A 688-nucleotide genomic window follows, 5' to 3' on the forward strand; every position below is an offset into this window, starting at 1 on the left:
GCCCCTGCGAGCCGGCGGGAACGCCCGCCAGTGTGTGCAGCGCGATCATCCGGAAGATGAGATCCAGCTGATGGCGCGCACGCGGGGCGACATCGTCCCCGCCCCAGCGTTCGAGGGCGAGCAGCCCGATGAAATCCACCGGATAATAGGCTGCGGAATTCCATTCGGCGAGGCCATGCGCCTCGACGCTGTCGAACCAGCGGCGAAGCCGGCCTTCCGCCAGCTGCGCTTGCTCGCGACCCGTCCTGCCCGACGCGGAGAACACGGTATCCGGCATCAACTTGCCGGCGATCAGCTGGCTGGTGTGGAAGCACAGGACATGGTTCTCACTCCAGAACCACATGACGTCGTTGCCGGGCTCGTCCACCCAGTAGCGGTAGCCGGCGACCGAGGCGCGGATGTCTGCCGCCGCCGCCGGTGCCAGGACGCGCTCGTACTCGCTGAGGAGCCAGAGGAGCGGCACCATCACGAAATCCGAGCAATCCTCCCGCCGGTCGATGATTTCGAGCGTCGCGGCAATGATCCGGTCCATCGCCTCGCGTTCGATCTCGCCGGTTGCAGCCATGGCGAGCACGCGGCCGATCCGCTCGGCGCCGAAACGGGCGCTGAAGATCAGCGCCTCACGCTTGCGATCGGCAAGCGTGGCGGCTGCTTGCGGCAGGACGAGGCCGCTCATGAAGGCGGCGTC

At 67.4% G+C, this 688-nt stretch carries 1 pseudogene; it reads right to left on the reverse strand.

Annotation, left to right across the window (positions count from 1 at the left end):
* Positions 1-688, reverse strand: a pseudogene (locus tag MOV61_RS30125) (hypothetical protein); the annotation flags it as partial.

The sequence above is a fragment of the Neorhizobium sp. BETTINA12A genome (genome assembly GCF_023006485.1).
Taxonomy (GTDB): Bacteria; Pseudomonadota; Alphaproteobacteria; order Rhizobiales; family Rhizobiaceae; genus Neorhizobium.